This window comes from uncultured Veillonella sp. (genome assembly GCF_905209685.1).
Lineage (GTDB): Bacteria > Bacillota > Negativicutes > Veillonellales > Veillonellaceae > Veillonella.
Window position 1 is genome coordinate 1 of sequence record NZ_CAJLUB010000003.1, and the last position, 23,686, is coordinate 23,686.

Consider the following 23,686-nt stretch of genomic DNA (forward strand, 5'->3'; position numbering starts at 1 on the left):
TGTAATGTTGATGATGTCTATGTAATTCAAAACTACCCAATTCCTGTTATTGATTTCAGCAAGCCGTAGCCCGGAGAAAACCTTCAGTCCTGTCGTAGGGTGTGTGCGGTACGCACGCACGCGGTTTCTATTTTTCAGACGACCTCACTATTTTCTTTGAGGTTGTCTGAAACATTTGTTCTTTAACAATCTCATTAGCAATGGCATTCTATCTAGAGGTCGTTTTTCCTGATGGTTGAGAAGCTAATTGACATAGACAAATACAGGAAAGGATATATATTATGTTGAAAATATTGAATAATTCTTTGGATGGAATTGTATTGGGTCAAAAAAAGGCTGACTTTGATGATGTTATTTTAAATAATCCTAATTATTCATTAGAGTTTGATAGAAAACACAAGATACAATCTGATTCAGAATTGATTACTGTATCTTCCTTGAGGAATTGTGATGAATTTTGCTTAAATGGAAAAGTTATTAACTTTTCAAATTTTGAAAAATTTTTAGAAGAGGAGGATCCTCTAATAGAAGTTTCGGATGAAGAAAATTATTTTTATATTTTTCCAAAATATAATTTAGTTTTATATGTTGATTATAAGGATAATTTGTTTCTGCAGATATTAATTTACGATGAGAGTATAAGAGCTTTATATGATAGTAAAGGTAAAAAGTACTCAGACTTTCAAAAAAGTAAACTTAAAAACCCAACTTTAAATCATGATAAATTAATATTTATTCCTTATAAGAGCATAGGCGATTTTGAATTAAATTGTTCTCTATCAGATGTTATAAGAAAATATGACATATCAAATAATGTTATCCCGAAGGTAAAAAATATTATAGAGATAAACAATTTTGTACTAAGGTTTGATAATGAAAAGTTAACTGAGGTTACAATTTTCAATGATAAGAAAGTAGAGTTTGCAATATACTATAATGAAATGGATATATCATCAAAAAAAGGGCTTACTGAGCTATTAAGTCAATATGATGTTATTGAGAGAACGAAATCTAAATATCTTTTTAAAGAATTAGGTCTAGTTGTAGAAAAAGATCTGTCCGAATTTCGTTTTTTTGAACAATCATTATTAAAATTTTGGGTAAATTTGCATAGACCTATTACTAGCTGGTAATCACAAGTAAGCCATAGCAAACCGTAGCCCACACAAAATCTTTAGTCCTGACGTAGGGTGTGTACAGTACGTACGTGGTTTCGCCTATCAAAACCACATCAACGAAGACGGCGAAAGCGGCCAACAAACCCACTACTTCCACTGCGACCAAATCGACATCCCACGCGAGATTGTCGATAAGGACGGCAATCTGGTTTGGTTTGGGGATTATTATAATTGGGGCAAACTGAAGAGCGAAACCAACGTAACGGGTGTCCAAGAATACCTTTGAAAGATATACAACCAGACCCTATAGATTGGTGGTAATAAAAATGATATCAAATGACATTCAAGAATTACTTAAAAATATTACAAAGTCTCTAATTAAAATCGAAACAAAAGAGTTAGATGCTTTAATTTCTAGACAGTTAACCCATATAGATAATATTGATTTTCACAGATACGAAATATCCCATAGGAAAATTGAAAGTCTCAAATTTTCTTTCTGTTCATTTCGTGGTGCTTTCATAAGCTATAGTTCCTTTACTAATTGTAATTTTATTAATTGTTCTTTTATTACGGCAATAGTTTGTAATACAAAATTTACTAATTGTACATTTATTAATTGTGTATTCAGAACAATGCATATGCAAGATAATTTAATATCTAACTGCTCTTTTCAAAACTGTCATATAGAAGATAATATATTTTCTACAAATAAAACATAATTTATGACAATGTTGAATAAGGCATTCGGGCCGCCTTTTAGGTTGATCCTCTTGGTTTAAGTAAATGCTCAAGCTAAAGGTCGTTATTTATTTGAAACACTCCCTGCTACCAGAAGTAGCCTCGCAGTCAAACCAAAATGGAACCTCATGACTAATATTGCTCAATTTAAAAGCAAAACCAGAAACAACTATTATTGAAGATAAAGCTGCACCTCATGGTTTGGGGGTGCCTGGTGGACAAACAAAAAATATATTAATGTCTTAGAAAGGTTAATAAGACAATGAATCAGGAGCAATTTATAAAAAAGATCAATATAGTTTTAGTCGAAATTGATAAAATGATTAATAATTGTGATGAATATAGTTATACAAATAAACAGCAGTTGATTTCTATAAAAAATGAACTATATGACATGATTAACTATCTAAATTCAGAAAGTATTTTTCAACAAAAAAAAGGAAAAGAATTTTTATTGTCTCGGATAGTAATTGATTCTTGGCCATTTAATAATGAAGTTGGTAAACTCCTTGTAGAATTAGAAGAAGATTTCAATTCTTTGACAAGAAAAAATATAAAAATGTCTAAGTTAAAAATATTGAATGAAACTCCTTTAGACTTTCAAGAAAAAAATTTTTTTGACGAATGGGAAGTCAGTTACCTTGATTTGATGGAAGTAAATCAAGGTTCTCCCTTAGTTGGAAGTCTATCCATTAACGGTCAAGTTATTATTAAAAAACAGGGGTTTGGAGGGCCTTTGTTGTATTTCAATAGAAAAATATATATTCCTATTTTCATTAGACGATTTTGCGTTGTTGGATTTAGACTTGCAACATTAAATTTAGATGATTTATCAATTGAGTATATTGGGGGTATCGAAGACTTGGTTTATCTGAAAGAGATAAAAGATAATAGAATTTATTTCTATACAGATATATATAAAAGCACAGAAAAGAATTTAACTTTATATGAATAAATATAACTCAAGGCTATGCTGTAAACATCATAGCCAAAGGACTTCCTCATTTGGTTATGGATGGCTTATTATAGGGATTAACAACACCCTTTTGGGTAAAAATATTAGTTATTAAAAAAATAGGAAATTAAGTATAACAAAGCTCAAACAGATAGATACATGAGTAAGTAATTAACTAGAATTGGTGGTAAGGTTTTTGGAAAATACGGATCACGTAGTAAATGTGCATAGAAACTGATTGATAATAAAAATTTATAAAAGGAACATTAAAATGAGTGTTTTAAGTAATTATATAATTCAAGATTTAATCCAGAATGTATCTAAAGGAGTTACAGAGACATTTAAATTTGTATTAGAAAAATATAATTCTAATGAAGTTTTTGCCTATACATTATTTATTGATGACTATTGCTCATATCTGGGTTGGGCTGCTAACACTATTTCTCACTACGAAATAGAAAAAGTAAACTACCCAAAAGAAGAACATCCTTTTATTAAATGGTATTACCCTCAATTTGCAATAGGACTTGGAGAGGTTCCTGAGAAAATAGATAGTATATTCAATAATGAGATTCAAAATATTCTTAATGATGGAAATACATTAATATCTGAAGATAATTTTGAGCAATATCAGGCGGAAGTATATGATTCAATTATAGAAGGATTTAAAAAAGCGATAGAAAATATTGATAAGAAAAAAACAAAGAATGTCATATTTTTTGTTTCTATTGTAGATAGTGATAATACTGAAATTATGGAAAATTATTCTGCTGAACAACTAAATTCATATGATAAATTTCTTACGTTCAAAAATAGATTTCAAAGCAAGCCGTAGCCCGTATGAAACCTCCAATCCCGACGTAAAGTGTGCACGGTACGCACGCACGCGGTTCCTGTTTTTCAGACGACCTCACTATCCTCTTTAAGGTCGTCTGACATATTGGTTCTTTAAGAATCTCATTACCAGTCAGTTACAAAATGTAGTTTCTCGGGGTTGTATTACAACTTCTTCATGTATTATGAGCCTGATGCCGGGCGGTTTGTGAATCAGGATCCGATTGGGTTGTTTGGTGATGAGACTACTGCCTGAAGACATACATAACTCTGTGAAACATACAGGCAGTGCGTCCCAACATCAAACACGGAAGAGAAAAAGAAGAGGGAAGTGTTAAATAAATTAACCAAGTTAGTAATAGGAGTGATTTAAAGTGAATATTAAATTTAAAAAATTTGGTTTGAGCCCAGATGACATACAACAGATGAAAAATTATGGAATTTTGCCAGATAAGAGGACTTTACAAAGTCTAAGTAGAGCATATAATTCAATCAACCCTAGTATCGAAGATATTATTGAATTTCAAGATAAATTAGGTTTTAAAGTTGATACAGATTATGTTGATTTTTTACTTAAAAATAATGGAGGGGTTCCATCAAAGGTTAGAATAAAAGGTAATAAGATAGTTATTGATCATTTTTTGTCTTTTAAATCTGATTATAAACTTAACTCGATTATTGATATATATTCCGATTTCCAGCAATATGGATTACCAATTGCAAAAACTCCTTCTGGAGATAGTATTATTTTGTCCTCAGATGGGAAAGTTCGTTTTTTTAATCATAATATTGATTCTATTGATGAAGAAGTTGGTGTGGTTGCAAATAATTTTTTGGAATTGCTTGAGAAATTATATTAGTAAACTTTGGCTTGCTGAAACATTCAATCCTTACATAGAGTGTGTACAGTATGCATGCAGTTTCTGTTTTTCAGACGAGCTCTACCAAATCACCTCCCACTGAAGGCGACATATGGCTGCTGTTTGCCGAGGCTGATTTTGGCTACGGCGATTTGACTGCCGTTTACGGACACGACGGTAAAAAACTGCGCGGTTTTGTCTACCGCGACCAAATCGATATCCCTCGAGAGATGACCGATAAAGATGGATCGACCCTAAAGGCTTGGCAGTTTTTTCAATACCCATTATTGCCCCTGAATTGATTGCATTAAGTAAAGCTGCTCTTGTAACTTTAGGTATAGGTATTATTTATGAAAAAGGGAAAAAGCTCTTGATACAGTAATGATGGCAGCAAATGGTAATCAAGTAGATACTGGGGTTGCTAATCAAGTTTATGAAAAAATAAATGAGTATTTTCAAAGCACGGAAAAAATAATATGGTAAATGATAGAATTTCAAGTTTTGACGCTTTTTTAGAATGTAAAGATCTATCAATCAATGACTTATTAGAAAAACTACTACATTCTAATACTATTATTCAATATGAAGCAGCAAAAAGACTACAATTTTTTCAGTATAAAGAGATTATTGATATAATCAGAAATATTCTCTTAACAAGTCGATATAGTAAACATAGAGAAATTGCAAATTTTATTTTGGGACAAATGCAAGAAAAACTTAGCACTACGGAATTGGAAGAAATTTTCTCTATATTAATTTACTCTATTCAAAATGACAAAAGTATTAAAGTGAAATCATCTGCAATATCTTCTTTAGGACATCTATTCAAAAAATATAATCTAGGAGAAGAAGAGTTTCGCACTATAGAAAATAATATTAGTTTTATTTGGAATATAAATAGATATTCTATAATTATTTCTATTGCATTTAGTTCTGCATATTTCCCAAAAAGAAATTATATAAAAGAATATCTTATAAAAAATTTAAACAGCAAGCATCATAAAATTATCTCATGGGTATTGTATGGATTAAAAGGAAAACATTATAAATCAGAATCAATTGAAAATTTACTAATACATAAACTAAGCCAATTTAATGAAAAATCTTATATTTACAATGAAATTATTGCATTTTTAATTTCAATTAGTTCTAAAAAAGTTATCCCTTATATTGAAAAGACACTATTCACTCAAAGTAAAATCGATGATGAAATTTATACTGAACTTAAAAATAATTTATCGGATGAATTTGCGGAATTAAGAAAAAAATTATTGGAAGAATTTAAATAGTTTCTTGACGTACGCCTCAACCGCAAACCTGCTTCCGCCTGCAAAACCAGTACGCTGACCGTGAGACGGGGTTGCATTACAACCCGATGCGCTATTATGAGCCTGAAGTGGGTCAGTTTGTGAATCAGAATCCGATTGGGTTGGAAGGTGGAGAGAATTGATAAAGCAACAGGACGTCCTAAAGGATATGCTGATCCACAAGGAACAGGACATGGAAAGTACCCGCATATAAATATTAGACGTCCGGATGGGAAACAAATGCGTATTGATATTATAGGAAGATAGATATGTTAAATTTAACTAATTTACAAACAAAAGGATATGATGAACTTATTGAAATTGATGGAGAGATTGTTTATCAAGTATTTGCTATTAAGAAAAATAATGGAACTTATACCACATATTACTATACAGTACCAAAAAATAAATTGGATCAGGCTGAAGATTATGAGATAGAAGAATTTAATGAATTTAATGAACTTGAATTAGCTATAAAACATATTCAATCAAAAGGAGCTAATCTATCAAGATTTAATATATTTAAAGGTAACAAGCCTCTTTAAGACCTTTTTAGACCATAGGTTGGGTCGAGCCCCAACAATACATCAAGGTCGTCTAAAATCAATTCTCAGATGACCTTCCCTATGATTTTTATCCAAAAAATACTGACAAAGGTATGCCTGGGAAAATAGTCGGTCAGCCATCACCAATGAAAATGGTGCGCGCTACCGCTTTGCCTACGAAGGCCTCGACCGATTGATTACCGAAAATGGAGATAAATATGCCCTTCCTGAAAATTCCCTATAGAGATTATCCTAAAGAAGGATTGTTCAAAAAACTTTATCGAGAAAATATCTATAAAATAGAGGAATTTAAAGATGAATTTAAGTATTACGAATATACCCCAATAGAGAAAATTATTATTGATGAACATAATTTAGTACCATTCATCTTTTTTTCACCAGAAGGAATAAATTATTTAATGCCTAAAATTATTGATAGCATCAGCAATGGCATTAGAAATGATGATATTCCAGTAAATATAGAAGAATTTATTATAAATATACCTGCCGCAGAAAACATCACTCACGCTTTAAATCTCTTAAAAAAAGATGAGCTTATAATTCTAAAAAAGTATTTAGAAAAAATATTATTTGGGAACTCATCAAATTTGATACAGCAAATAGGTGAACATTCTTTATTCAGAAGTATTGAATATCTCGAAAAGTTAATAAATAATTCCTAAATCTACTTATTATTTTGTTAATCGAATACATAAGCTAAGGTTTCTAGAAAAACAAGGATTATTTAAACTTAATGGAAAAGGTAACGGAATTATGTTACGTCAGGAAGTATGTCTTTATATAAACCAACAACAAAACAAGATTGGATTAGTTACTTAACATAATAAGGAATAACATTATGAATATAATATTAGAATTTATAAAAAATAATTTATTAGAAGTATCAGGTAATTTTCAAAACAGCCGATGGAAAATTATTCAAGATATTTCAGTAGCACAAAGATATGCATATCAGCAGTATGATTTAGAGACTGTTTGGGCGGATTCGCGTGAATCAAACTCACTAATTTTAAAGCTATCTACAGATGAAGATGACAATTTTTGGGATGAATATGCTGTTCCTGCAATTGAAAAAAAATTAAATTCCTTTCACTTAGAGGAGGGATTAAAAGATAGTTTATTTAGTGATATAGATGCCGATTTATTTAATTGTTATTTAAATAACAAATATAAGAAAAATCATCCTTTTTGGAATATGATAGAAGATGCTTATTTTAAAGGGGGTTGGCCTTGTGGATGGGAAGGTAAATATCCTGAGGGGAAGCTTGTCGTTTTTAAATTAAACTAGCTTAAATAAAAAACATGATAATCGCTATCTAGATAAAGCATTGAATCCAACGCAAGATTTTCAGACGGTCTTTAATAATCAGATTAACAGCAAGCCGTAGCCTACACAAAACCTCCAGTTCTGACTAGGGGGAGCGGAACGCACGCGGTTTTTGCTTTTCAGACAGTTTCAGTCGACCTCGAAAACCATACTCGCTTCGTTTGGGGCGACAGCCATATACAGCAAGAAGCCAGATCGGACGGCAGATATACCTATATCTACACCGATTCCGGCAGCTACGACCCCTTGGCACAGGTATGCAACTGGACCAACGAAGATAGCGAAAGACGCAACAAACCCACTACTTCCACTGCGACCAAATCGGCATCCCAAGAGAAATGACCGATAAGGACAGCAATCTGTTGTGGTACGGCGAATACACCGCCTGAGGGCGTCTGAAAGAGGAAACCAAGGTAACAGATAGCGCATACCAGCCCTTCCGTCTGCAAATCCTCAGGATTTATTGGAAGTTGTGTTGATAAGGATACAGGCGATGAGACTCTGACAGAATGGGGAATAATTCATTAATCTAAAAAAGGAGCCTATATTGTTCCTGCATTGCCTGATATAACATAAATTCTATATTTTATTTGGGGAATTAATTATGAAAAGAAAAGAAATTATTTTAAGTATGCAAACGGCTTTTCTTGGAGCAATTTGTAAGAAAGTCAGACTTATTGCATTTGATATGACTGAAGAATTATTTACTCTTTATGTATATATTGATTCGCCACTGACAGATGATGAGTATGAAGCAATAGATAGTGCTGTTACAGATGTATTGGCTGATTTTCCAAATTTTCTATATGAAAAAATATGTATTATTGAAAATAATGATAATATTCTTTTATTGAATATGTATAAAGGATGTTTTTTTATGCGATTTGAAAATAAATTTGATTAAATAACTCGTTATCCCTACCGTTCAAGATAACCGCCTGAAAATCTACAACGGCACAAGTTACTACTACGACGACCTCGGCAACCTCTTATTGTTCGGCAACTACACTAGCTGGGGTCGTCTGAATGAGGAAATCAAGGTAACGGATAGCGCATACTAGCCCTTCCGCTTGCAAAACCAGTATTGCAATCGTGAAACAGGAAATAAATGTGGCATTGATAATAGAGATGAATTTAATCAATGGAAGCGCGAGTTCTGGTACGACCAAGCTTTAAAAGAATTATCTAGAAGAGGTATTAAATGATTAGCTACGAAACAATGAATTTACTTATTAAATATTTTCAAGATTACCCTGAGCTTAAAGGGATACCCGCTAGTAGTGAGGAAATTAAACATGCTGAAAATATTTTAGGAATAAAATTTCACGATGATTACATTGAATTTATTAAAAAATTCGGCGGCGCAAGCGCTGGTTTGGATATCCATGCTTTCCATAATTCAACATTAATTGGAAAAGAAACAGTTATCGAATTAACTCAGGGATTTCAAAAACTTTTAGGATTACATGAACAACCAATGAATAAACTTTATGCAATATCAGATGATGGTTCAGGTAATCCTATTTTAATGGATCAACAGGGACATATTTTTATTTATTACCATGAATCATCGGAAATGGAAATGTTATATGAATCACTTGATAGCTTATTTAAAGAAACATTGTTGGGTGAATAGCTAGCAGTAGCCCACACAAAACCTTCAGTCCTGACGTAGGGTGTGCGCGGTACGCAAGCGGTTTCTGTTTTTCAGACGACCTCACTATCCTCTTTAAGGTCGTCTGAAATATTGGTTCTTTAAGAATCTCATTACCAGTCATTTACAAAATGTAGTTTCTCGAGGAGCATTATAATATTATGGAAATTAAAAAAGAGTCTAACGACTATATTATTAAACTTAACAACCATGAAGTCTTAGTTTTTTTTGAATGGCTTGTTAAGTTCGTTGAAAATAATCAAATTATTGATGAAGCTGAGCAAAAAATACTATATGACTTAGAATGCTTATTAGAATCCACATTAGAAGAACCTTTTATGGAGAATTATAAAGATCTAATACATATAGCTAAAAAATCTATTATCAATAATTAGCAAGCTGTAGCCTGAACAAAAACTCTCAGTCCTAAGGAGTATTTTATGAAAATCAAAGAATTAATTGAAAAATTAGAACAAAAAAGTAGCCATCAATTTTTGAAAGCAGTATCAAAACCAGAATTTGCTTTTCCTTTGCCAAAAGATTTAGAATTCTTTTATGAAAATTATGAATATGCTATTCTTAATATTAATACTTCTTGTGAGATAAGAATCAGTTCACTTTCAGAATTGCAACCAACAAACCAAATTCTATATCCAGCTGATGATGTTATTTGGGAGGAGTTGGCAGATGATATCAGTAATGATTGGTTCATGATTGCATCTTCACAAGAGCTAAGTCAATATATCAGTATAGACTTAAACAAAAAAAGATTTGGTTTTTGTTATGATAGTTTTATAGAAACTCATGCTACACCTGATGAGTCTCCCATTATTGCGAAGTCATTTACAGAACTACTGGAAAAATTGGTTTCAAATGAAAAAGAATGGTTTTGGTTAGATTCTTCTTTTCAAAGCTATGGTGATGCTTATGAAGATGAATAAGTAAGTTGTAGCCCGCATGAAACTTCCAATCCTGACGTAGGTCATGTGCGGTACGCACAGGTACACCCCTTTAATATCATGTAAACAACATCCGGAAAGAAATTTAAAATGACTAACTTTAAATCAACAGGTAGTACTTATTGGATTTCAGATGAAGAAATTCAAATTCTCGAAAAGAACGCTACTAATGGCGATAAAAACTCAGCATTCAAATTATATCAATACCATATGTTTGTATCTTTAGATCGAGATTTGGAATTTAAATGGCTAGAGATAGCGGCAAAAAATGGACATCCAATTGCCCAATCCAATTTAGCCGATTTATTTTTCACACAAGGCAATAAAGAAAAAGCCATATTTTGGGCTAAAAAGGCATATAGAAATGGTGCCAAACTACCAGACGAATTAAAAATATTGATAAATATCAATTAATTAATAAGATTTAGCGGATTATCATTACAAACCCAAAACTTCTGGAGGAGGATTAAGAAAAGAAGCCAAGAAATTTCTTAGAAAATTGAAAAAAGTAGGTGAGAAATGCCCTTAAATTTTTAGGAGAATTTAAATGGAAAAAAATGGATACGTTAATTTTAACTTTTTAGATAGCAAAGCCAATATAAATAATATATTAGTTGGGCTAGATTTAGACTATTCAAATAAAGTGATAGCGCCAGATGGTCATGAGTTAGCATTAGTTGCTTTTATACCAATTGAAAATCTATTAACTATTGCACCTCAATTTAAAACAGATTTTCAGGATATGGAATATAAAGATAAAGCAATTTACGTTTTTTCTTATTATGATAAAGAAGATTATTTTCTTGACTACATTACTGAAATTGACGATGCTATTCAAGGATACACAAGAGTTATCGTCGGAGATAAAAATCAGTTCAAGTTTAACCTAGATAAATTTTATCCAATTAATCCTATTGAGAATTTAGATGAAATGAGTTTTCTAGGAGGACAACCTGAATATTTACAACAAGAGAGTGATGATTTTCTAGAAAAATATATTTTCATAGGTCAAATCTTAGGAATGAATCTGCCTGAAGAAGTAAATGAAATTTTTTATCTAACTGAGAATATCGGATATATTTTTATAAATCGAGATCTATCTGGTGGATTATTCTTCGTTCAAACAACTTAAACAAAACTAAAAAGGATTTAACCAGACCAAAGAAGACGGAGAAAGCAACTAATGCGAAATAGCTACTATTTCCGCCACGACTTAGAAAGCCCTTTAGGTTATCGCCTAGAGGGTTTTATATATAGCTTTAATCTCGTACTTGTGCTATATTATTCGTATAATATAAATCTTTAAAGACCAGTTGGGCCATTTGTTGCCTGTTGCTCGTTTCTTTTGATTTATTAATATACTTGGTAAGGCAATTGGAGCCCGTTCCTTGTATAATACTAGAGAGAACCCTTTATCGTTTTGGTAACGGGTTCTTTTTTAGTTTGAAAAACTCTTTCTATTTATAGTATGATAGCTTTATATGTTATTTTTCTGTAGAAAGGAGCTCGTATGAATCGACTTAGTTTCTCACGAACTCAGATTTTAATTCTCGTCAGCGTGTGGCTAACATTTTTGATTAGCTTTGTTATGCGTTTATCTTGGGCATCCTTGATGCCTATCGTTAATGAGGCCTTGAGCTTTACGCCTCAAATGGGTACAGCCTATTTATCCGCCTTTTATATGGGCTATGCCATTATGGTTCTACCAGGTGGTATCTTAGCGGATCGCATTGGTTATCGTTACACCATTTTGGTAAGCTTACTTGCTATGGCAGTTATTACGGCATTGATGAGTACTATAGATAATTACACCTATGGATGGGTATTACGATTCTTATTAGGTATTGTATCTGGTCCGGTACAAGCATCTTGTTTAAGTGCTATTGGGGATTACTTTGGGCCTAATCAACGTGGTGCAGCCGTGGGTATCTTCATGTCCTGTACATCCCTTGGATTGACTACTGTAAACCTTTATGCACCATATGTGGCAACTAATTATGGTTGGCAAAATGCATTTCTTTTAACAGCAGTATTACCAATCCTTGTTTTCATTCTTAGCTACTTTACGGTTCGTAAGCCAAGTGCTGAGATTTTAGCTCAACGAGAAGCAGAGGTGAGTGCTACATCTGCTCATATAGGGGAAAAGACTTCTTTAAAGGAAAACTTGTTACATGTTTTGAAGAATCGCAACATTTGTTGTCTTGCCTTTGCAGGCTTCTTTGCTACCGGTGCTACCTGGGCGGTGGCGCAATGGTCAAACTTGTACATGGTTAAACAGCTCGGCGTTAATGCCATCTATGCAGGTCATGTAATGTCTGCCTTTGGTTTAGCCGCGCTTATTGCGAAACCGACTATCGGTATTTTGTCCGATATATTACCGATTAAGAAGAACCATTTGGTGGCGCTTGTTATGTTCTTATTTGCACCAGCATTGATCCTCTTTGCGAGCACCACAAATCCAGATATGCTCTTTATAACAGGTCCAATTCTTGGTATTGGTGCTTTCATGCATAGTGCTTTAACAAATGCTCTCGTAATTCAATCCGCAGCACCTCATTTACGCGGTACAACTGCAGGCTTTGTAAACTTGTTTAATCAGATTGGCGTTATGTTGGCACCTATGATTTTAGGTAGCATGTTAACAGCTACAGGCAGTTATCAATCTGCATTGATGACCCTTGCCATTGCACCAGTTATCGGTGCTATTGCATTGTTCTTTGTACGTCTTAAATAATGTGAAAGCATCATACAATAGGTTCCTCTGATTGTATGGAAACAAACAAAATATGAAACAAAAGAGACTGAATTAGATCTCCTAATGAACTGCACCCCAAAAATTGGACACAATTTTGGAGGTGCAGTTCAAAATAGGGGACAGTTCAGTCTCTTTTTATACGTTACGAGTAACTATATTTTTTGATTATGGTTTTTGCGGTGCATGATAATCAGGTTGAGGTCTCCAATCACTCATAGGTGTATTTGGATCGGGCATGTCCTGATTTTGAATGTCGAGAATCCAATCACTAGGTCGAGGCCCTTGAGGCGGTGGTGGTGGAACGGGTCCATATATACCTAATTTAGAAGGAAATAACCGTGGTTGATTAGATGTATAAGGAGATTCTAATTGGTTTAGCGGTTTATAGATACCTTCTGGTGGCTGAACTCCAAATAATGGCCTACCTTCTGTTGGAGCCGGTGTACTCAATGGTTTATATGGACGAGGTGGTACGTATGGGTTCTTAGATGTATAGGTAATACGCTCTAATTCCAATGCATTATGTAAAATAAATTGACCTATTTCAGCTACAGGAGAACCCTTTGTAGCGACGTGAGCACCTGTAGATAGAACAGAACGCTGATTATTAGCAGTTTCTATAGGTGCGCCATTTACTTGGTAGAATTTCGCCGGTGCTACATGCCAATCCATGAGGTAAATATCTTTAGATGTATTACCACGATGGTATGTATAATTAGTTGAATAATCAGCAATAATATTCTGCTTTTTATAGAGACTAATTGTACGAGCGTGAAGCGTACTATATGTAGGACCTGACTGTGCTAAGCTAAGTGTACTTAAGTCGATATACACAGTCTCCGAAGGGCTATTATAAGCAACTTGGTATTGAGTAGGCTTGTTCTCTAATTCATATTGTGAAATCGCACTAGCTGATTGTAATGTTGCTAATGCTAGTATTAAAAAGGGATATAGTTTTCTCATCTTTGACCTCTCTTATGTGGAATTAGTATACCATAGTCAAACATGTAATTCTATAAAAAATGCATATAAAAATCCATAGTATGTATATTGTATATAATTGTCATTTTGTTATATGATTAATGCATAGTACAGGAGGTCTAGATATGGAAATTATCTGTTTTGGCGATAGCATCACCCGCGGTTATGATGTGCCTTATGGCCAAGGTTGGGTTGAAATTTGTGATGCATCTATAGAGGGTGTACATTTTACAAATTATGGTGAAGACGGCTGCTCCGTTCAGGGCATGATTTATAACATTGAAAAATGGCTACCTACAGCTGTAGCTGATTCAACGCGTCATATCTTCTTAATGTGTGGTACTAATGATATTTTGCAAGGTCGAGATAGCACATATGTGTTCAAGACCTTGGTGAAAGCTATTGAACTAGCGAGCACAAAGGGGAAGGTTATTATTGGTTTAGAAACACAAATCGATAGTGATATGGATGGACTCGACATTGTGGTGCGAGAGGTCAATGAACAACTGAAAGCCTATGCAGCAGAGCATGATATAAAGTTTATAGATTTCTATACAACCTTATACGAAGCGGATCAAATAGGCCAAATTGTCTTTGCCGGTGAAGTACATCCTAATGCAAGAGGCTATCGTTTGATGGCCTATAAAGCGTTAGAAGTATTTACAAGATTATCGTAAAAAAATAAATATAAGAATTCAATTGGTAAGATGCATAAAAAGAATTCAATTGGTAAGATGCATAAAAAAGCCCCGAATGAGATATCTCATTCGGGGCTTTGGTGATTTATATAGTCTTTAGGTGTGAAGGCTTGTAGCTTTCACCATTATAGTTAATTCGTAACGAATTATAGTTAGAATTAGCGAGTACGTGCGTTAGATACGCGAGCGGATTGTGCAATTGCGTATGCAGTACCTTTAACTAAATCGTAAGTATCAGCAGTGTTGCCCGATACTGTTACAGCTGCTACAGTGTCGTCAGTTACTGCGAACAATGCAGTTGCGTAAGGGTGTTGTGCACCATTTGGAACTGTTACAGCACCAGATTTAACAACGATGTAACGGTTGCCGTTGTTGAATACGTCGTAATGAGCAGCTTGTTTTACACCATCATAGCTTTCATTGTAAGCGAACAATGCAGCTACTTCACCGCCTGCTACTTGACCAGTTTGTTGCATGGAACGCAATTTAGCAGCTGCTACAGCTGTTGGTTGAGTCATGTTAACAGTGATACGCAAGGAGTTGTTGTTTACAACTGCTTCAGTGATTACGTTTGTAGAGAATACATTTGCAACGCCGTCGCCAGCACGGTTGTAGGAGCTAGCAGTTTTCACTTGGTAGCCGTTAGTGTATGCAGGCAAGTCGTAAGTGTAAGATTTGCCGTTCAACAACAAGTCGAATGCGTTTAATTGGTTAGTTTTATAACGGGAAACATATGCACTGCCGTTACCATTAGCTGTTACGGAAGTTACAGTTTCTTGGTATACAGGTTGGCTGTTAGTAGCGATAGGGTCCATGATTTGAAGACCTACAGCTGTTGTTTCAGGTGCTACGAAGATTGGATCGCCTAATTCTTTAGATACAGGCATTTGTTGAGCCATGTCACCTGCTGTGTAAGGTACCGCTGGTAATGGTTTGTAACCAGGGCGTGGTGCGCTTGTTACATAACCAGATTGGTACGCTGGTGTAGCTGCTTGAGGTGCAGCGTAAGTATATTGCTCAGCTGCAGCGCGTTCGTAAGCACGTGCATTAGCATCAACAGATGCTGCGAAAGCAGAGAAAGACATAGTTGTAGCTGCAAATACTGCGAAAGCAGCTGCTAAATGTTTTTTGTTCATAATAGTTCACTCCTAAATACATGATTTTTACAAATAACACAAATACTAAAATGTATTATATATGAAATTCTGTTAATTGTAAATAAAATATAAAATATTTTCTTAATTATAAACAAATTTAATCTAATGAGTCAAATATTGTACAATTTGCCTTTAATTACCCCATAATTAGGCACAGAATATCATATTACTATATAATAATACGTAGTATAGTAATATATTATATCGAAAAATTTAGTTTAAATCTATACCTAAGGAAAAGAAATTTAAAAATAAGATGAAGTTTATGATTTCTATAAATTGAGATGGTGAAAGTTTCACTAGGGAGGTCTCATGAGTATTAGCGTCTATTATGGACGAGCAGGATCTGGTAAGACACGTGCCGTATATGAACGGATACGTCAAGTTATGACCGATTGTCCAGGGGAACCTATAATCTTACTCGTTCCTGAATCAGCTACGTATCGCGTAGAACGGGAGCTTGCTGAGTTTATGCCTGAAAAAGGCTTTACCACAGTTCGTGTTGTGGGCTTTGGTCGTTTGGGGTACCAAGTATATCAATCCATAGGCTCTAAGGGGGCCGGTCAATCAAGCTTATCTAGCTTTGGCCGGTCTATGTTGTTGCGCCTTGTTATGAAACGAAAACAAAAGGAACTAGGCCTCTTAGAACAGGCTACAAAACGTCCTGAGTTTTCTTCTGTATTGCAACAACTCTTTTCTGAGTTTCGTGCATTCCGCGTAGGTCCTAATGACCTAGAACGTGGGGCGGATTCAGTAAAAAATAAAGTATTACAAAAGAAATTGCGCGAACTTGCTATCTGTATGGCTGCCTATGAAGAGGAAATCAGCCGTCATGGGGAGCGTGACATCGATCCTATTATGGAAATCGTCGAGGCCTTGCCTCAATCTCCATTGATGGAGAATAGCCATGTCTTTATTGATGGCTTCCATTGGTTTACGCCTACTCACTACGAGTTGATTTATACCTTATTTGATTTGGCGAAGGAAGCAGTTATAACTATCGACTTACCGATGGCTCCGAAGGCGTTAAATCTCGCTCGTCGAGGGGAACATCTCTTTAGTCGTCCTTTGGAGATTTATGATACCCTAGTGGCTCGTTATGGTTCTAGTATTAATTGGGTTGGCTTTGATGGAAAACGAGGCCCTCAGATTGTACAAGAATTAGAATCTAATTACTTTACTAGCCCTAGCAAGCAAAACTCTACAGATACTACGATACCGCTCATTAGAGGCTACAACAGAGAACGGGAAGCTGACGCTGTGGCTCGCCGTATTTTAGCCTATGTAGAGTCCTCTCCAGAGGCTCGTTACCGCGATGTATGCATCATGCTCCGCGAGTCCGAAACGTACGGAGATACCTTAGAAAAGGTCTTTACTCGCTACGGTATTCCGCACTTTATCGACCGTCAACGACCTATGAAAAATCATCCGTTAGGCGAATTATTGACGGCTCTCTTTGATATTGTGCGCCATAGCTATAGCCGAGATAGCATGTTCCTCTTGCTGAAAACGGACTTGATGCCTCTTACTCGTGAGGCCGTAGATGAATTAGAGAACTATGTGCTCGAGTTTGGCATCGACCATTATAAATGGGAACGTGAAAGCTGGCCGTACTTACGAGGCTTCCATGAAGGCCAAAATGAAGAAAACCAGCCTGATGCACCGCGTAGAGCCCGTGTTAATCAAGCAAGACAAACCATTATGGACATATTATCTCCGTGGTTTGACTTTGCTGCCAATACAGATGGACATACAGGGGCAGAATGGGGCGAACAGCTTTATGGTTTATTAGAAACCTTGCAAGTGCCACAGCGCCTCTATGAATGGGCAAAGGACGCAGAAACTGTAGGCGATCAAGAGTCCAAAGCCAGCCATGAACAGATGTACAATGCGGTTATTTCTTTCATAGACGAAATCTCTATGGTCATGAATGATGAAGTATTGACCTTAGATGAGATGATGCTACTCCTCGAAGAAGGCTTGAGCGACGTAAATTATTCCATGATTCCACCGTCCTTGGACCATGTGGTGATTACTACTATCGAACGTGGTTATAGCCAATGGTGGCCTCAGGTTTTCGTCATGGGCCTCAATCAAGGTGTTTTCCCACAAAGCATGGGCGATGAAGGTCTTATTAAGGATAAGGAACGTCAAGAATTGGCCGATGCAGGCATTACCTTGGCTGAAGGGGCTTTGCCGAAGGCTTTCAACGAGAATTTCCTACTATACCTAGCTATGACGCGGGCATCTGATTCGTTGACCTTATCCTATGCAAGTTCTGGTGAAGATGGGACCGGTCTTGAGCCATCCCTAGTAGTGAAGCGATTAGAGTCCCTTGGATACGTAGGTAAGGCTATAGATATTCCCCTATCCATTGAGCCTGATACAGAGGCTGACTATGTGTGGCGTCCGCTTCAAAGTTTGTCCTTATTATCTGAGCGTTGGGGTGCTCTCTTTAGTGGCCATGAGGTCAATCCATTATGGTGGGGCCTCTATAACTGGGCTTGTGAAAGCGATACTTACCGCCCTCGTTTAGGTGAGGTGTCTCGTGGTATTCGAGATAATAACGATGTACCGGTCATTACAAAGGATTTAGTGAATGGATTGTTCTTATCTAAAGGCTACATGTCTGGTTCTGTGACGCGTTTAGAGCGATACCAACAATGTCCGTTCAAGTTCTATGCTCAATATGGTTTGAAGCTAGAGCCACGTCGTGTGCGTTCTTTTGGTGCTCCTGAAATTGGTACATTCTTACATGCTAATTTAGAGCGTTTAGGTAATTATCTACTAGAAAATAATAAACAATGGCGTGATCTCAATGAAGAGGAACAACAAAACTTGTGCCGTACTTTAGCGGAAGAAATTTTACAAGAAAACCACAATGGCGAGGAAACGAGCGATGCCTACCAAAAGGCAATCGAGCAACGTGTACAACGAACATTACATGTGACGGTAGACCGCCTTGTAGAGTGGTCTAAGCGCAGTGATTTTGATACGAAATACTTGGAGCAAGATTTTGGACGTCAAGGCGGCTGGGATCCGATTCGGGTGCCTCTTGGGGAAGACCGTTATTTACGACTTATTGGTCAAATTGACCGCATCGATGAATATACTCGAGATGGTCAAACCTATGGTATGGTTATTGACTACAAATCGGGTGGCGCTCATGTAACAGCCCAAGATGTGTACTATGGTCTTAAATTGCAGCTCATGACATATCTATTGGCCTTAGAATCCGCTTATGGTAACACGCAAGGACAATCTATGGCTCCTGCAGCTGTGGTGTATTCCTATGTGAAGAACCCTAAAATCCCTGCTGGCGCGCCTCTATCCTATGAGGATGCAGTAGCTTTAGCTAAGGAAAGCGACGCATGGCATAATAGCGGCTACTTCTCCGATGATATCGAGTTATTGACGCATATAGACAATAAGTTCTTATCCTACGGTTCTAAACGAGGTCCATATGTACCGATTGCTACGAAAAAGGATCAAACGATTTCTAGCAGAGATTTACATAAGGTTAAGAACACCGGCGAGTTTGATGTAATGTGCCGTTATACCAACCACGTCATGGCTGACATCGGTCGCAACATCGGGGATGGTCAATTCCCAATTCAGCCTTACCAGTTAAATAAGAATAGACCTTGTACATACTGTGATTACAACACTGTATGCCGTTTTGACTCTAGCCGTAATCGATACAATTACTTATCAAGATTGTCCGAAGATGATGCACTAGAACGGATGAAAGAGGTTCTAAACGAAGGAGGTGAAAACCATGGGTGTTAAATGGACGCCAGAGCAGGAGTCTGCCATTATAGCACCTAAGGATTCGTCCTTAGATAATCAAACCTTGCTAGTCGCTGCAGCGGCTGGCTCAGGTAAAACGGCAGTTCTCGTAGAGCGTATCATTACGCGTTTAAAGGATATGGATAATCCTTTGTCCGTACAAGAGCTCATGGTTGTAACCTTTACAAAGGCGGCGGCACAAGAGATGAGTGCTCGTATTGGGCTTGCTTTGGCAAAAGCCATGGAGTCTACCGATGATGCGGTCATGCAAGAGCGTCTTGAACGACAGCTTAATCTCTTACCGTCTGCGCATATTTCTACGTTGCACTCTTTCTGCCAATGGGTGATTCGTTCCTATTTCTATAAGCTTGATATTAATCCAACGGCTCGCATTGGTAACGAAGCAGAAATGGCACTCTTACAACAAGAGGTATTAGCCGATTTATTGACTAAATCCTATGAAGAGGGCCTTTATAATATCTATGAATTGGCGGACTTTTTCAGCGATGATAAATCTGATGCAGGCTTAACGGCAAAGATTATGTCTTTGTATAACTACGCTATGTCCCTTGCTAATCCTGATGGATGGCTACGTAAAGCATTAGCACCTTATAAAGAGGCAATGGAAATAAACCCAAGCGATACGCTATGGGGCCAATATATGTGGGATCAACATATAGCTGTTATAGACCGCATTCGTGAGCGCTTAGAGCGGATGGAACAAATCTTGCTAGATCCAGTGGGGCCTCATAAATGGCAAAACATATATGATAACCAATTGGCTGCACTAGGCATGCTTTCAAATGCTCAAACCTGGGATGATATGGGCGAAGCGTGTAAGCATATAGACACCTTTATTAAAGATCAGTTCCGCATGGGTTCAAAAGAGGCTCAATCCTATGACCCTATATTAGTAGCTGAGTTTAAATCCTTAGGTGCTCAAAATAAGGATGACCTAAAAGCCATGCAAGCTTCTGTATTCACAGTGCCAGAAGCTACCTTGCAAGAGCAGTTCAAAGCTCAATATCCTATCATTGAAGGTCTTGTGGAGCTCACCATTGCGTTCCACCAAGCCTATCGGGACATGAAGCAAGAGCAAGGCATTATGGACTTTAGTGACTTGGAGCATCTATGTTTAGCCCTTCTCGTTGAGCCTGGTACAGAGGATGATCCTCAGCCGTCTGACGTGGCGAAGGAGCTGCAAGATACTTTTAAAGAGATCATGGTCGACGAATACCAAGATACGAACGGTGTGCAAGAGACGATTATCAACTTGATTTCTCGCGTCGACAATCGGTTCTACGTAGGTGACGTGAAGCAGGCCATTTATAGCTTCCGTATGGCGGATAGCTCTCTATTTATGGAGAAATATAACACCTACGGTGGTAATGATGCGGTAGAACGCCGTATCGATTTGGCGAAGAACTTCCGATCTCACGAAAATATCTTGGCTGCCACGAATTTCTTGTTCTATCAAATTATGACAGAAGAGGCGGCGGAGCTCAATTATACTGAGGCTGAATCCCTCATTCCTGGCCGTATCGTAGAGAATGCGCCTGAGGACTGGGTTGGAGGCGATGTGGAATTGCAGCTTTTAGATGTGAGCAAGGATACCCTCGGTGCTAGTGAAAGCGATGAAGACGAAGGGGATGACCCTGAGAACAACGAACGCGAGCTAGATTTCATTATTCAAAAGATTAAGGAAATTCACGCTGCTAAGAAGCAGGTGCAAAATCCAGATGGTACATTCCGTCAAATCGAGTGGCGAGACTTTGCGATTTTGCGCAGATCCTTGGCGGGGTGGGGCACCCGTGCCGTAGAGGCCATGCGCCAAGCAGGTATCCCTGCGGTGGTAAATGAACGGGATGGGTATTTTGAAGCCCAAGAAATTCAGCTTTTACTAGCGTTGCTATCCATCATAGACAATCCTGAACAAGACTTGCCGATGGCAGCGGTATTGCACTCTGGATTAGTTGGGCTTGATGCAAACGAATTAGGTGCTTTGCGTCTCTCTGGTGAGGGTTCATTGTGGTCTCTCATGCCAGCTTATGCAGAAGAGGCTCAAGATGAGCGCTTATTATCCTTTATTGGACATATGGAGCGTTGGCGTACCTTGTCGCGTCGTCACGGTGTGACCGATTTATTGTGGGATATTTACGAATCTCAAGATTACGTAAATTATGTAGGGGCTATGCCGAATGGTCTTGTGCGTCGAGCAAATGTGCTCGCCTTATATGACCGCGCTAAAGGGTATGAAGCCTCTGGCTTCCGTGGACTCTTTAGATTCTTGCGCTTTGTTGAAAGCTTGCGCGATAGCAATCAAGATATGCCACTTGCCAATGTGGTCAGTGAAGCGGACAATGTAGTGCGCGTCATGACCATTCATAAGAGTAAGGGCCTTGAGTTCCCTGTTGTATTCCTGTCTGGGATGCAAAAGAAATTCAATATGATGGACCTTCGCTCTGAGCTTCTTATCGATAAGAACGCAGGCCTTGGCTTAAAGGGATACTTCACAGATATTCGGGTATCCTTCCCGACTATGCCGTGGTTCTATGTGAAAGACGTCAAAGAGGCGGCCCTGAAAGGCGAGGAACAGCGTATTCTTTATGTAGCGTTAACACGAGCACGAGATAAGCTGTTTATGACGGGCTTTGTGAAAGGCTTTAAAAATTCTAAGGGTGGGTTGAGCACATTAGGTGAACTCATTAAAAATGCTGCCTCTGTAGAAGGCCAACAATTGCCAACGGATATTATCACCCAAGCTAATACATACTTAGACTGGCTCATAATGGGCTTTGCTCGTCATTTAGACGGCGGCAATCCATTGCGTGTAGCCATTGAGTACGAAGGGCCAACCTATTTTGACTTACTGGACAAGAAGTGCCGCATAAAGGTTGAAATTCACGATGGCTCTCTTTACGGTGATCTCGATTATAAAGCAGATATTGACGAAACCACTATCAACAAGGTGCGTGAGCTAAAAGCTGTTAACTCTGTAGAATTACCACAGGAAATAGTAGAACGCTTTAACTATACCTATCCGTACAGTGATGCCACACGACGGACTGCTAAAATCTCTGTTAGTGAATTAAAACGACGATTCCAAGAACGAGAACTTGAAGCAGGCACTATTGATACCTTGAACGAACCAATTGTAACGGTCGATACAGGCGCTAAACGAGCTGTTTCAGATGCAATCTTAGGTCAAGCTATTAAGTTAGATGTTCGTAATGCTGATAGCAATGATACAAGTAAAGTTAATAGTGATGTTACAAGTAATGCTGCTGTACCAACTATTACAGTTTCAGCAGATGATTTAGCGAACTCCGTATTTGGTCGTAAGCCGCAAGCACTGCAGTCCGAAGAAGATGTGTTGACGGGGGCTCAATGGGGTACCTTGATGCATGAGGCCATGCAATGGCTACCTCTTGCGCAGTATACCCAAGCTTCTTTAACGAAAGAGCTTGATACACTCGTAACGAAAGGGACTTTCACAGAGGAAGAACGAAATTTATTGAGTGATACAAGTCTATATAAATTCTTTAGTTCTGACCTTGGAAAGCGTCTTATCAATGCGAAGCGTATTGAGCGTGAATTGCCGTTTAGTATGCTTTTTGAAGGGAAACGGGTATACGATACCTTAGAGGACGGAGAAAATCTATTCCTCCAAGGTATTATCGATACTGCCTTTGAAGAAGACGGTGAGTGGGTTCTTGTAGATTACAAGACGGACCGCGTCAAATCTGGGGAAGACCTCATCAAGCGCTATAAAATACAAATGGATCTTTATAAAGAGGCATTACAGCGATTGACAGGGATGCCTGTGAAAGCATGTTATATCTATAGCTTCCGTTTGCATGATGCTATCATTATAGACTAGCCTTGTAAGTATATGCTTAACTTAGTGCTATGCATGAGAAATATGCAGGGGCTAGGTAGGTATTTCCTATAAGGTAATGAACATAAAAAAGCTCTCTATTCTTGA

General features: G+C 37.1%; 23 protein-coding genes and 3 pseudogenes. 24 read left to right on the forward strand and 2 right to left on the reverse strand.

Translation table 11 applies throughout. The features are described 5' to 3' along the window. Positions 1 to 281 precede the first annotated feature (281 nt). The 21 genes and pseudogenes from QZ055_RS00710 to QZ055_RS00790 all read left to right on the forward strand — a co-directional run bounded on the left by QZ055_RS00710 (position 282) and on the right by QZ055_RS00790 (position 13,055). On the forward strand, positions 282 to 1,133 hold the full coding sequence (locus QZ055_RS00710; RefSeq protein ID WP_295823990.1) for a hypothetical protein: 852 nt from the start codon (positions 282 to 284) through the stop codon (positions 1,131 to 1,133). Positions 1,134 to 1,230: 97 nt separating this feature from the next. Beyond that, complete coding sequence (locus tag QZ055_RS09395; protein ID WP_363178531.1) at positions 1,231 to 1,404, forward strand: RHS domain-containing protein; 174 nt, start codon at positions 1,231 to 1,233, stop codon at positions 1,402 to 1,404. 40 nt (positions 1,405 to 1,444) lie between these two features. Beyond that, positions 1,445 to 1,840 carry a pentapeptide repeat-containing protein gene (locus QZ055_RS09400; RefSeq protein WP_363178519.1) on the forward strand — a complete coding sequence of 132 codons (396 nt, stop codon included), beginning with the start codon at positions 1,445 to 1,447 and terminating at the stop codon, positions 1,838 to 1,840. A 281-nt stretch (positions 1,841 to 2,121) separates the two neighbouring features. After that, positions 2,122 to 2,814, forward strand: a complete 693-nt coding sequence (locus QZ055_RS00715; RefSeq protein ID WP_295823992.1) for a hypothetical protein — start codon at positions 2,122 to 2,124, stop codon at positions 2,812 to 2,814. A gap of 271 nt (positions 2,815 to 3,085) precedes the next feature. Then, positions 3,086 to 3,649 (forward strand): DUF4303 domain-containing protein, encoded by a 564-nt coding sequence (locus QZ055_RS00720; RefSeq protein WP_295823994.1) that lies wholly within the window; start codon positions 3,086 to 3,088, stop codon positions 3,647 to 3,649. A 373-nt stretch (positions 3,650 to 4,022) separates the two neighbouring features. Continuing rightward, positions 4,023 to 4,508 carry an SMI1/KNR4 family protein gene (locus tag QZ055_RS00725; RefSeq protein ID WP_295823996.1) on the forward strand — a complete coding sequence of 162 codons (486 nt, stop codon included), beginning with the start codon at positions 4,023 to 4,025 and terminating at the stop codon, positions 4,506 to 4,508. A gap of 50 nt (positions 4,509 to 4,558) precedes the next feature. After that, complete coding sequence (locus tag QZ055_RS00730) at positions 4,559 to 4,810, forward strand: hypothetical protein (RefSeq protein WP_295823997.1); 252 nt, start codon at positions 4,559 to 4,561, stop codon at positions 4,808 to 4,810. 76 nt (positions 4,811 to 4,886) lie between these two features. Beyond that, positions 4,887 to 4,991: pseudogene (locus tag QZ055_RS00735) on the forward strand (polymorphic toxin type 34 domain-containing protein); the annotation flags it as partial. Beyond that, the gene (locus QZ055_RS00740) at positions 4,985 to 5,797 is read left to right on the forward strand and encodes a hypothetical protein (RefSeq protein ID WP_295823999.1); all 813 of its coding nucleotides are present in this window, start codon (positions 4,985 to 4,987) and stop codon (positions 5,795 to 5,797) included. The pseudogene QZ055_RS00735 and the gene QZ055_RS00740, both read left to right, overlap by 7 nt. 35 nt (positions 5,798 to 5,832) lie before the next feature. Further along, positions 5,833 to 5,958, forward strand: a pseudogene (locus QZ055_RS09405) (RHS repeat-associated core domain-containing protein); the annotation flags it as partial. A 126-nt stretch (positions 5,959 to 6,084) separates the two neighbouring features. Beyond that, positions 6,085 to 6,360 carry a hypothetical protein gene (locus QZ055_RS00745; RefSeq protein ID WP_295824000.1) on the forward strand — a complete coding sequence of 92 codons (276 nt, stop codon included), beginning with the start codon at positions 6,085 to 6,087 and terminating at the stop codon, positions 6,358 to 6,360. A 218-nt stretch (positions 6,361 to 6,578) separates the two neighbouring features. After that, positions 6,579 to 7,043 (forward strand): hypothetical protein, encoded by a 465-nt coding sequence (locus QZ055_RS00750; protein WP_295824002.1) that lies wholly within the window; start codon positions 6,579 to 6,581, stop codon positions 7,041 to 7,043. Positions 7,044 to 7,219: 176 nt separating this feature from the next. Next, positions 7,220 to 7,669 carry a hypothetical protein gene (locus QZ055_RS00755; protein WP_295824003.1) on the forward strand — a complete coding sequence of 150 codons (450 nt, stop codon included), beginning with the start codon at positions 7,220 to 7,222 and terminating at the stop codon, positions 7,667 to 7,669. A gap of 350 nt (positions 7,670 to 8,019) precedes the next feature. Further along, positions 8,020 to 8,097 (forward strand): annotated as a pseudogene (locus QZ055_RS09410) (RHS domain-containing protein); the annotation flags it as partial. Positions 8,098 to 8,312: 215 nt separating this feature from the next. After that, positions 8,313 to 8,612, forward strand: a complete 300-nt coding sequence (locus tag QZ055_RS00760; protein ID WP_295824005.1) for a hypothetical protein — start codon at positions 8,313 to 8,315, stop codon at positions 8,610 to 8,612. 297 nt (positions 8,613 to 8,909) lie between these two features. Beyond that, a complete protein-coding gene (locus QZ055_RS00765; RefSeq protein WP_295824007.1) occupies positions 8,910 to 9,344 on the forward strand; it encodes an SMI1/KNR4 family protein in 435 nt (144 codons plus the stop codon). 179 nt (positions 9,345 to 9,523) lie between these two features. Next, complete coding sequence (locus QZ055_RS00770) at positions 9,524 to 9,757, forward strand: hypothetical protein (RefSeq protein ID WP_295824009.1); 234 nt, start codon at positions 9,524 to 9,526, stop codon at positions 9,755 to 9,757. A gap of 45 nt (positions 9,758 to 9,802) precedes the next feature. Next, a complete protein-coding gene (locus QZ055_RS00775; protein WP_295824011.1) occupies positions 9,803 to 10,303 on the forward strand; it encodes an SMI1/KNR4 family protein in 501 nt (166 codons plus the stop codon). A 108-nt stretch (positions 10,304 to 10,411) separates the two neighbouring features. Then, positions 10,412 to 10,735 carry a sel1 repeat family protein gene (locus QZ055_RS00780; protein ID WP_295824013.1) on the forward strand — a complete coding sequence of 108 codons (324 nt, stop codon included), beginning with the start codon at positions 10,412 to 10,414 and terminating at the stop codon, positions 10,733 to 10,735. Between the two features lie 133 nt (positions 10,736 to 10,868). Further along, the gene (locus QZ055_RS00785) at positions 10,869 to 11,453 is read left to right on the forward strand and encodes a hypothetical protein (protein ID WP_295824015.1); all 585 of its coding nucleotides are present in this window, start codon (positions 10,869 to 10,871) and stop codon (positions 11,451 to 11,453) included. Between the two features lie 378 nt (positions 11,454 to 11,831). Next, the gene (locus tag QZ055_RS00790) at positions 11,832 to 13,055 is read left to right on the forward strand and encodes an MFS transporter (RefSeq protein WP_287533556.1); all 1,224 of its coding nucleotides are present in this window, start codon (positions 11,832 to 11,834) and stop codon (positions 13,053 to 13,055) included. Positions 13,056 to 13,241: 186 nt separating this feature from the next. Here the strand turns inward: QZ055_RS00790 and QZ055_RS00795 are convergent, their stop codons facing one another. Further along, the gene (locus tag QZ055_RS00795; RefSeq protein ID WP_295824017.1) at positions 13,242 to 14,039 is read right to left on the reverse strand and encodes a hypothetical protein; all 798 of its coding nucleotides are present in this window, start codon (positions 14,037 to 14,039) and stop codon (positions 13,242 to 13,244) included. A 143-nt stretch (positions 14,040 to 14,182) separates the two neighbouring features. Here QZ055_RS00795 and QZ055_RS00800 point away from each other — a divergent pair, with 143 nt between their 5' ends. Next, entirely contained in the window at positions 14,183 to 14,734 is a 552-nt protein-coding gene (locus QZ055_RS00800) for a GDSL-type esterase/lipase family protein (RefSeq protein WP_295824019.1), read from the forward strand. A 179-nt stretch (positions 14,735 to 14,913) separates the two neighbouring features. Here QZ055_RS00800 and QZ055_RS00805 read toward each other — a convergent pair whose 3' ends face one another. Next, positions 14,914 to 15,891 carry a hypothetical protein gene (locus QZ055_RS00805; protein ID WP_105093665.1) on the reverse strand — a complete coding sequence of 326 codons (978 nt, stop codon included), beginning with the start codon at positions 15,889 to 15,891 and terminating at the stop codon, positions 14,914 to 14,916. A gap of 333 nt (positions 15,892 to 16,224) precedes the next feature. On the opposite strand from QZ055_RS00805, the gene QZ055_RS00810 reads away from it, so the two are divergent. Both QZ055_RS00810 and addA read left to right on the forward strand, forming a co-directional pair. Continuing rightward, entirely contained in the window at positions 16,225 to 19,701 is a 3,477-nt protein-coding gene (locus QZ055_RS00810; protein WP_295824021.1) for a PD-(D/E)XK nuclease family protein, read from the forward strand. Then, the gene (addA, locus tag QZ055_RS00815; RefSeq protein ID WP_295824024.1) at positions 19,691 to 23,581 is read left to right on the forward strand and encodes a helicase-exonuclease AddAB subunit AddA; all 3,891 of its coding nucleotides are present in this window, start codon (positions 19,691 to 19,693) and stop codon (positions 23,579 to 23,581) included. The genes QZ055_RS00810 and addA overlap by 11 nt, the downstream gene beginning before the upstream one ends. Positions 23,582 to 23,686: the final 105 nt, after the last annotated feature.

Bases quoted from the DNA above. Each gene is read 5' to 3' on its own strand.
- QZ055_RS09400 (WP_363178519.1), top strand. From the start codon at position 1,445: ATGATATCAAATGACATTCAAGAATTACTTAAAAATATTACAAAGTCT.
- QZ055_RS00800 (WP_295824019.1), top strand. From the start codon at position 14,183: ATGGAAATTATCTGTTTTGGCGATAGCATCACCCGCGGTTATGATGTG.
- QZ055_RS00755 (WP_295824003.1), top strand. From the start codon at position 7,220: ATGAATATAATATTAGAATTTATAAAAAATAATTTATTAGAAGTATCA.
- QZ055_RS00795 (WP_295824017.1), bottom strand. From the start codon at position 14,039: ATGAGAAAACTATATCCCTTTTTAATACTAGCATTAGCAACATTACAA.
- QZ055_RS00805 (WP_105093665.1), bottom strand. From the start codon at position 15,891: ATGAACAAAAAACATTTAGCAGCTGCTTTCGCAGTATTTGCAGCTACA.
- QZ055_RS00750 (WP_295824002.1), top strand. From the start codon at position 6,579: ATGCCCTTCCTGAAAATTCCCTATAGAGATTATCCTAAAGAAGGATTG.
- QZ055_RS00780 (WP_295824013.1), top strand. From the start codon at position 10,412: ATGACTAACTTTAAATCAACAGGTAGTACTTATTGGATTTCAGATGAA.
- QZ055_RS00790 (WP_287533556.1), top strand. From the start codon at position 11,832: ATGAATCGACTTAGTTTCTCACGAACTCAGATTTTAATTCTCGTCAGC.
- QZ055_RS00745 (WP_295824000.1), top strand. From the start codon at position 6,085: ATGTTAAATTTAACTAATTTACAAACAAAAGGATATGATGAACTTATT.
- QZ055_RS00710 (WP_295823990.1), top strand. From the start codon at position 282: ATGTTGAAAATATTGAATAATTCTTTGGATGGAATTGTATTGGGTCAA.
- addA (WP_295824024.1), top strand. From the start codon at position 19,691: ATGGGTGTTAAATGGACGCCAGAGCAGGAGTCTGCCATTATAGCACCT.
- QZ055_RS00760 (WP_295824005.1), top strand. From the start codon at position 8,313: ATGAAAAGAAAAGAAATTATTTTAAGTATGCAAACGGCTTTTCTTGGA.
- QZ055_RS00775 (WP_295824011.1), top strand. From the start codon at position 9,803: ATGAAAATCAAAGAATTAATTGAAAAATTAGAACAAAAAAGTAGCCAT.
- QZ055_RS00715 (WP_295823992.1), top strand. From the start codon at position 2,122: ATGAATCAGGAGCAATTTATAAAAAAGATCAATATAGTTTTAGTCGAA.
- QZ055_RS00770 (WP_295824009.1), top strand. From the start codon at position 9,524: ATGGAAATTAAAAAAGAGTCTAACGACTATATTATTAAACTTAACAAC.
- QZ055_RS00740 (WP_295823999.1), top strand. From the start codon at position 4,985: ATGGTAAATGATAGAATTTCAAGTTTTGACGCTTTTTTAGAATGTAAA.
- QZ055_RS00785 (WP_295824015.1), top strand. From the start codon at position 10,869: ATGGAAAAAAATGGATACGTTAATTTTAACTTTTTAGATAGCAAAGCC.
- QZ055_RS00730 (WP_295823997.1), top strand. From the start codon at position 4,559: ATGCATGCAGTTTCTGTTTTTCAGACGAGCTCTACCAAATCACCTCCC.
- QZ055_RS00765 (WP_295824007.1), top strand. From the start codon at position 8,910: ATGATTAGCTACGAAACAATGAATTTACTTATTAAATATTTTCAAGAT.
- QZ055_RS00810 (WP_295824021.1), top strand. From the start codon at position 16,225: ATGAGTATTAGCGTCTATTATGGACGAGCAGGATCTGGTAAGACACGT.
- QZ055_RS00720 (WP_295823994.1), top strand. From the start codon at position 3,086: ATGAGTGTTTTAAGTAATTATATAATTCAAGATTTAATCCAGAATGTA.